The sequence below is a fragment of the Streptomyces sp. NPDC088254 genome (assembly GCF_044740925.1).
Lineage (GTDB): Bacteria > Actinomycetota > Actinomycetes > Streptomycetales > Streptomycetaceae > Streptomyces.
This window is the reverse complement of the sequence record NZ_JBIURQ010000014.1, coordinates 182178-189812: the sequence shown is the minus strand read 5'-3', so window position 1 is coordinate 189812 and position 7635 is coordinate 182178. Positions and strand designations below refer to the sequence as shown.

The window sequence follows — 7635 nt, the reverse complement described above, 5'->3', positions numbered from 1 at the left end:
TGTTTTGGTGGTTTTTGTGGGGGGGGGGTGGGGTGGGTTGGGGGGGGGGTGGGGGGGGGTTGGTGGTGGTGGGGGGGGGGGGGGGGGGGGGGGGGGGTTGTGGGGGGGGGGGGGGGGGGGGGGGGGGGGGCCCCCCCCCCCCCCCGCCTCTCCCGTTCTTCGGGCCTGAGCCCCGGGGCAGTCGCGCCCACCGGGGGCATCGCATCGGCCGACGGCAGCCTTAGGGTGGTCGCATGAACGATCGCATGGTGTGGATCGACTGCGAGATGACCGGCCTCTCGCTGTCCGACGACGCTCTCATCGAGGTAGCCGCCCTCGTCACCGACTCCGAGCTGAACATCCTCGGCGACGGCGTCGACATCGTCGTCCGTCCGCCGGACTCGGCGCTGGAGACGATGCCGGAGGTGGTGCGTCAGATGCACACCGCGTCCGGCCTGCTGGACGAGCTCGCCGCCGGCACCACGCTGGCCGACGCCGAGGAGCAGGTCCTCGCCTATGTGCGCGAGCACGTGAAGGAGCCCGGCAAGGCCCCGCTGTGCGGGAACTCCGTCGGCACCGACCGCGGCTTCCTGCTGCGCGACATGCCGACCCTGGAGGGCTACCTCCACTACCGGATCGTCGACGTCTCCTCGATCAAGGAGCTGGCCCGGCGCTGGTACCCGCGGGCGTACTTCAACAGCCCCGAGAAGAACGGCAACCACCGCGCCCTCGCCGACATCCGCGAGTCCATCGCCGAACTGCGCTACTACCGCGAGGCCGTCTTCGTACCGCAGCCCGGCCCGGACTCCGACACCGCCAAGGCGATCGCCGCGAAGCACGTCCTGCCGGGGCGGTGACGACGCCGATCCGGCCCCCCGGGAAAGCCGTGCGCGAGCACCCCTTCGGACCCTGTACACTTTTTCTCGGCCGGTAGGGGAAACCACCCAGTGAACCGCCGGTCATGGTGGGTGTAGCTCAGCTGGTAGAGCACCTGGTTGTGGTCCAGGATGCCGCGGGTTCGAGTCCCGTCACTCACCCTCACCCGTCAAGGGCTGATCCGTGAAAGCGGGTCAGCCCTTGACGCGTTTCGCCTCTTGTACAGGACACTTCCCGCGCAGCACCCTCCTCGCCGGCCGGTGAGCTTCACCACCGCCACGCTCGAAGGGCCCTGCGCGGGACTCGACGCGCCCCGCTTACGACGACGCCCGCTGCACCAGTTCCGTCGCCAGGACCACCTGGCGGGGTTCCAGTTCGCGGGAGGCCGTCGGGCGGCGGTCCGCGATCTCGGTGAGGAGGAGGTCCAGCATGCGGCGGCCCATCTCCTCGATGGGCTGGCGGACGCTGGTCAGCGGCGGGTCCATGTGGCGGGCGATCGCCGAGTCGTCGTAGCCGACCAGGGCCACGTCGTCGGGGATACGGCGGCCCGCCTCGCGGAGCGCCTGGCGGGCGCCGGCCGCCATGACGTCGGAGCCCGCGAAGACGGCGTCCAGTCCCGGAGTGCGGGCGAGCAGGTCGGCCATCGCACGCCGGCCGCCCTCCTCGGTGAAGTCACCGGGCTGCACGAGGCCCTCGTCCACCTCGCACCCCGCGTCGCTCAGGGCGTCACGGTAGCCGTCGACGCGGCGCTGGGCGCCGTACACGTCGAGGCGGCCGGTGATGTGCGCGATCCTGCGGCGCCCCTGGGCGAGCAGGTGCTCCACGGCGGAGCGGGCGCCGCCGTAGTTGTCGGAGTCGACGGACGGCAGGGTCTCCGCGGCGGAGCGGGGGCCGCTGATCACGGCCGGGATCTCCAACTGGGCGAGGAGGTCCGGGAGCGGGTCGTCGGCATGCACCGATACCAGCAGGACGCCGTCCACCCGGTGTGCCGCGAGGTACTGGGCCAGCCGTCGCCGCTCACGGTCACTGCCCGCGAAGATCAGCAGCAACTGCATCTCGGTGTCGGAGAGTTCGGCGCCCACACCGCGCACGATGTCCGAGAAGTACGGTTCCGCGAAGAAGCGGGTCTCCGGCTCGGGGACGACGAGGGCGATGGCGTCCGTGCGGTTGGCGGCGAGGGCGCGGGCGGCGGTGTTGGGGACGTAGCCGAGTTCGGCCACCGCCGCCTCCACGGCCGCGCGGGTCGCGTCGCTGACCCGGGGCGAGCCGTTGATGACCCGCGAGACCGTGCCCCGGCCCACGCCGGCGCGCGCGGCCACCTCTTCGAGGGTGGGCCGCCCACCGCTCCGGCTCCGCGCTGAGTGGCTTGCCATGAGCCCCGCCTTCCCGCGTCGTCATCCCGCTGGCCTGGAATCTAACAGTCCCGCCCGTTCGGCCCGCCGTCACCGGGGCTCCCACCTCGGCTCCCTCGGGCCCACGGCCGCCGGGCGCCCTCGCGCGCGCCCGCCCCGGTCCCGGCCGAAAAACATCACCCGCCGGAGTTAGTTAACAGGCCGATAACTGAACACATCCTTCCGCGCTCCCGCCCTTGACACCCCCGGCCGAACCCGGGACTCTTCAACACATCACTTGTGGGAGCGCTCCCACGGTACCTGGCACATACACATCCCGCACGTTCCCCGCCCGAGCCGCAGCGAGAAACTAACGGGTCCAACCATGCAGTTGGCCGGGGGGTCGGCACGTCAGGGCAACAGGAGGACGCAATGCGAGCACGTACCCTCCCCCACTCCCGGCTTCGGTCGGGTGGGGGCACCCGTATCGCCCGCGGGACGCGCAGGACGGTCGTCATCGCGGCCGTGGCCGCACTGGGCGCCGGGCTGCTGGCAGGCTGTGCCGACGACGGCAAGAAGGACGACGACAAGGGCTCCTCCGGAGACGGCAAGGGCAAGACCACGATCACGCTGGGCCTTTTCGGCACCATGGGCTTCAAGCAGGCCGGGCTCTACGACGAGTACGAGAAGCTCAACCCGAACATCAAGATCGCCGAGAACGTCATCGAGCGGAACGAGAACTACTACCCGGCGCTGGTGAATCACCTCACCACCAACAGCGGCCTGCAGGACATCCAGGCCATCGAAGTCGCGAACATATCCGAGGTCACCGCCACCCAGGCCGCCAAGTTCCAGGACATGTCCAAGGTTTCGGGCGTGAACAAGAGCAACTGGCTGGACTGGAAGTGGGCCCAGGCCACGACCAAGGACGACAAGACGATCGCACTCGGCACCGACGTCGGCCCGATGGCCATCTGCTACCGCACGGACCTGTTCAAGGCGGCCGGCCTGCCCACCGACCCGAAGGCGGTCGGCGAGCTGTGGGCGGGCGACTGGAACAAGTTCATCGAGACCGGCAAGAGGTTCAAGGCGAAGGCTCCCTCCGGCACCTTCTTCATGGACTCCCCCGGCGGTCTGCTCAACGCCGTCCTCGCCAGTGAGAAGGAGAAGTTCTACAACTCCGCCGGCGAGATCGTCTACAAGACGAACCCCGCCGTCCGGGCCGGCTTCGACCTGACCGCGAAGGCCGCCCAGGAAGGCCTGGTGCAGGGGCTGCCCCAGTTCCAGCCGGCCTGGGACCAGACGATCGCGAACAGCAAGTTCGCCACGGTCGCCTGCCCGCCGTGGATGCTCGGCACCCTCAAGGAGAAGTCCAAGCCCGAGTCCTTCGGCAAGTGGGCCGTCGCGGTGGCCCCGAAGTCCGGCAACTGGGGCGGCTCCTTCCTGGGCGTGCCCTCCAGCGGCAAGCACGTGAAGGAGGCCGAGAAGCTGGCCGCCTGGCTGACCGCGCCCGAGCAGCAGGCCAAGCTGTTCAAGGTGCAGGGCTCGTTCCCGAGCGCCCCGGGCGCGTACACGATGCCCGAAGTCACCAGCGCCACCAACCAGATGACCGGCAGCACCAACATCGGCGCGATCTTCGCCGAGGCCGCCAAGTCCGCCCCGGTCCAGGTGATCGGCCCGAAGGACCAGATCGTCCAGCAGGGCCTGAGCGACAACGGCGTCATCCTGGTGACGAAGGGCAAGTCCATCGACGAGGCCTGGGCCAACGCCACCAAGACCATCGACAACAACCTGGACAAGTGACCCGCATGGCCACCCGCCACGACACCGCCGCGCTCCCTGTGAAGGAGGGGGGCGCGGCCCCGGGCCGCCCGCCCGTCGCACCGACGGAGGCGGAACTGCGGCGCCGCTCGATGCTGTCCCGCCGCTGGCAGCGGGACCTGCGCTGGAGCCCGTACGCCTTCGTCTCGCCGTTCTTCCTGCTGTTCGTGGCGTTCGGACTGTTCCCGCTGCTGTACACGGGCTGGGCGTCACTGCACCAGGTGGAGATGACCGCGCCCACCGACATGCACTGGGTGGGGCTGCGCAACTACACGCGGATCTTCGACGACGAGTTCTTCTGGAACGCGGCGCGCAACACGCTCACGATCGGCATCATCTCGACGGTGCCGCAGCTGCTGATGGCGATGGGCATCGCGCACATCCTCAACTACAAGCTGCGTGCCTCGACCTTCTACCGGGTCGTGATGCTGGCGCCGTACGCGACGTCGATCGCCGCCGCCTCGCTCGTCTTCGTGCTGCTCTTCGGCCGCGACTACGGCCTGATCAACTGGGGTCTGGACCTCGTCGGGATCAGCCCCGTGGACTGGCAGAACGACAAGTGGCCGTCGCAGTTCGCGGTGTCCTCGATCATCATCTGGCGCTGGACCGGCTACAACGCGCTGATCTACCTGGCGGCGATGCAGGCGATCCCGCAGGACCTCTACGAGTCGGCGGCGCTGGACGGGGCGAGCCGCTGGCAGCAGTTCTTCCATGTGACGCTGCCGTCGCTGCGGCCCACGATCCTGTTCACGGTGGTCGTCTCCACCATCGGCGCGAGCCAGGTCTTCGGCGAGCCCCTGCTGTTCGACCCGACCAAGGGCGCGTCCGGCGGCGCGGAACACCAGTTCCAGACGCTGGGCCTGTACCTGTACGAGCAGGGCTGGGTGAACCAGCACCTGGGCCGGTCCTCCGCGATCGCCTGGACCATGTTCCTGATCCTGATCGTGATCGGCATCGTCAACTACGTCATCTCGCGCCGGCTGCGCGCCAGTAGTTAGGAGTACCGGCCGTGACGACGACACTGACCCCGCCGGATACGACCGTGAGCAAACCCGGCCGTGCCCGGCGGCCCAAGTCGGCCCGGGCCGGCGGCACGCTGCACGCCGGCCCCCTCTCGTACGTGATCCTGGGCCTGTTCACCCTCGGCTCGCTGTTCCCGCTGGTGTGGACGGCGATCGCCGCGTCCCGCGACAACAACCGGCTCGCGCAGACGCCGCCGCCGTTCTGGTTCGGCTCGAACCTCTTCACCAACCTCGACGAGGCGTGGAACGGCGCCAACCTGGGCAAGGCGTTCGTCAACACGACGATCGTGGCCGGGACTTCGGCGGCCACCATCGTGTTCCTGTCCACGATCGCCGGTTTCGCCTTCGCCAAGCTGAGGTTCAAGGGCCGGGGCGCGCTGATGCTGATCGTGATCGGCACGATGATGGTGCCGCCGCAGCTGAGCGTGATCCCGCTGTACATGATGGTCGCCAAGCTGCAGTGGACCGACCAGCTCCAGGCGGTGATCCTGCCCTCGCTGGTCAGCGCCTTCGGCGTGTTCTTCATGCGGCAGTACCTGATGCAGGCGCTGCCCGACGAGATCATCGAGGCCGCCCGGGTGGACGGCGCGAGCAGCTGGCGCGTGGTGTGGCACGTGGTGTTCCCCGCGGCGCGCCCCGCGATGGCGGTGCTCGGCATGCTGATGTTCGTGCAGACGTGGAACGACTTCCTGTGGCCCTTCCTGGTGCTGAGCCAGACGGGCAACCCCACCGTGCAGGTCTCGCTCGCGGCGCTGGGCCGCGGCTACACGCCGGACCAGTCGCTGATCATGGCGGGCGCGCTGCTGGGCACGCTCCCCCTCCTGCTGGTCTTCGCGATCTTCGGCAAGCAGATCGTGGGCGGCATCATGCAGGGTGCGGTGAAGGGCTGAGGCCCGCCCGTCCTTGTCTCCTGGCGGGGCCGGGTCATCGCCGCCTCGGCCCCTCCGTACCACCCGCATCACCTCACCCCCCATCCTCCGTCGGTCGGCGACGACCTCGACGACCAACCATGGGAGCGCTTCCATGTCTGAGTCCGCACAGTCGGCCACCCCGGTGGCCTTTCCTCCCGCCTTCCTCTGGGGCGCCGCGACCTCCGCGTACCAGATCGAGGGGGCGGTGCGGGAGGACGGCCGCACCCCGTCGATCTGGGACACCTTCAGTCATACGCCGGGCAGGACCGCCGGCGGCGAGACCGGTGACATCGCCGTCGACCACTACCACCGCTACCGCGACGACGTGGCGCTGATGGCGGAGCTGGGCCTGTCGGCGTACCGCTTCTCCATCTCGTGGTCGCGGGTCCAGCCGACCGGGCGCGGCCCCGCCGTCCAGGTTGGCCTGGACTTCTACCGCCGCCTGGTGGACGAGCTGCTGGACAAGGGCATCAAGCCGGCGATCACCCTGTACCACTGGGACCTCCCGCAGGAGCTGGAGGACGCAGGCGGCTGGCCGGAGCGCGACACGGCGCACCGGTTCGCCGAGTACGCGCAGATCGTCGGGGAGGCGCTCGGCGACCGGGTGGAGCACTGGATCACGCTGAACGAGCCGTGGTGCAGCGCGTTCCTCGGCTACGCCTCCGGTGTGCACGCGCCGGGCCGCACGGACCCGGCGGCCTCGCTGCGCGCCGCGCACCACCTGAACCTGGCGCACGGCCTGGGCACGTCGGCGCTGCGGTCGGCGATGCCGGCCCGCAACTCGATCGCGATCAGCCTCAATTCCTCGGTGGTGCGGCCCCTTTCGCAGACGGAGGCCGATCTCGCCGCCGTCCGCAAGATCGACGACCTGGCCAACGGCGTCTTCCACGGCCCGCTGCTGCGCGGCGCCTACCCGGAGACGCTGCTCGCCTCGACGTCTTCGGTCACGGACTGGTCGTTCGTCCTCGACGGCGATCTGCGCGCGATCCAGCAGCCGTTGGACGCGCTGGGCCTCAACTACTACACACCCACGCTCGTCTCGGCGGCGGACGCCGACCCGAAGGGCCCGCGCGCGGACGGTCACGGCGCGAGCTCGCACTCCCCCTGGCCGGGCGCGGACGACGTCGCCTTCCACCAGACGCCGGGCGAGCGCACGGAGATGGGCTGGACGGTCGACCCGACGGGCCTGCACGACCTGATCATGCGGTACACCAAGGAGGCCCCGGGCCTGCCGCTCTACATCACGGAGAACGGCGCGGCCTACGACGACAAGCCGGACGCCGACGGCCGGGTGCACGACCCGGAGCGCGTCGCCTACCTGCACGGTCATCTGCGGGCGGTCCGCCGTGCCATCGCGGAGGGCGCTGACGTCCGGGGCTACTTCCTGTGGTCCCTGATGGACAACTTCGAGTGGGCGTACGGCTACCAGAAGCGGTTCGGCGCGGTGTACGTGGACTACGCGACGCTGGCCCGCACCCCGAAGTCGAGCGCCCTGTGGTACGCCCAGGCGGCGAAGACGGGGACGCTCCCGGCGCTCGAGACCAACTGACACTCCGGGGGAGCGGGGGGGGCGGGGGGGGGGGGCCCCCGGGGGGGGGGGGCGGCCCCCCGCCCCCCCCCCCCCCGCGCCCCCCCCCCCCCCCCCCCCCGGCCCCCCGGGGGGGACACACGTCGCGCCCCCCCCCCCCCCCGAGG

General features: G+C 70.4%; 6 protein-coding genes and 1 tRNA gene. 6 read left to right on the top strand and 1 reads right to left on the bottom strand.

The window, feature by feature from the left end:
* The first annotated feature begins 233 nt into the window (after positions 1-233).
* On the top strand, positions 234-836 hold the full coding sequence (gene orn / locus ACIOC0_RS35045; protein WP_130436633.1) for an oligoribonuclease: 603 nt from the start codon (positions 234-236) through the stop codon (positions 834-836).
* A gap of 107 nt (positions 837-943) precedes the next feature.
* Positions 944-1016 (top strand) — tRNA-His (locus tag ACIOC0_RS35040).
* A gap of 156 nt (positions 1017-1172) precedes the next feature.
* Here the strand turns inward: ACIOC0_RS35040 and ACIOC0_RS35035 are convergent.
* A complete protein-coding gene (locus ACIOC0_RS35035) occupies positions 1173-2228 on the bottom strand; it encodes a LacI family DNA-binding transcriptional regulator (protein ID WP_402160028.1) in 1056 nt (351 codons plus the stop codon).
* Between the two features lie 390 nt (positions 2229-2618).
* Here ACIOC0_RS35035 and ACIOC0_RS35030 point away from each other — a divergent pair, with 390 nt between their 5' ends.
* The 4 genes from ACIOC0_RS35030 (at position 2619) to ACIOC0_RS35015 (ending at position 7489) form a co-directional block, all read left to right on the top strand.
* A complete protein-coding gene (locus ACIOC0_RS35030) occupies positions 2619-3989 on the top strand; it encodes an extracellular solute-binding protein (protein ID WP_402160026.1) in 1371 nt (456 codons plus the stop codon).
* 5 nt (positions 3990-3994) lie between these two features.
* Positions 3995-5005 carry a carbohydrate ABC transporter permease gene (locus ACIOC0_RS35025; RefSeq protein ID WP_402160279.1) on the top strand — a complete coding sequence of 337 codons (1011 nt, stop codon included), beginning with the start codon at positions 3995-3997 and terminating at the stop codon, positions 5003-5005.
* A gap of 11 nt (positions 5006-5016) precedes the next feature.
* Positions 5017-5919: a carbohydrate ABC transporter permease gene (locus ACIOC0_RS35020; protein WP_351334067.1), complete on the top strand. Its 903-nt coding sequence runs from the start codon at positions 5017-5019 to the stop codon at positions 5917-5919.
* Between the two features lie 133 nt (positions 5920-6052).
* Complete coding sequence (locus ACIOC0_RS35015) at positions 6053-7489, top strand: GH1 family beta-glucosidase (protein ID WP_402160023.1); 1437 nt, start codon at positions 6053-6055, stop codon at positions 7487-7489.
* Positions 7490-7635: the final 146 nt, after the last annotated feature.

Bases quoted from the DNA above. Each gene is read 5' to 3' on its own strand.
- ACIOC0_RS35035 (WP_402160028.1), bottom strand. From the start codon at position 2,228: ATGGCAAGCCACTCAGCGCGGAGCCGGAGCGGTGGGCGGCCCACCCTC.
- orn (WP_130436633.1), top strand. From the start codon at position 234: ATGAACGATCGCATGGTGTGGATCGACTGCGAGATGACCGGCCTCTCG.
- ACIOC0_RS35030 (WP_402160026.1), top strand. From the start codon at position 2,619: ATGCGAGCACGTACCCTCCCCCACTCCCGGCTTCGGTCGGGTGGGGGC.
- ACIOC0_RS35015 (WP_402160023.1), top strand. From the start codon at position 6,053: ATGTCTGAGTCCGCACAGTCGGCCACCCCGGTGGCCTTTCCTCCCGCC.
- ACIOC0_RS35025 (WP_402160279.1), top strand. From the start codon at position 3,995: ATGGCCACCCGCCACGACACCGCCGCGCTCCCTGTGAAGGAGGGGGGC.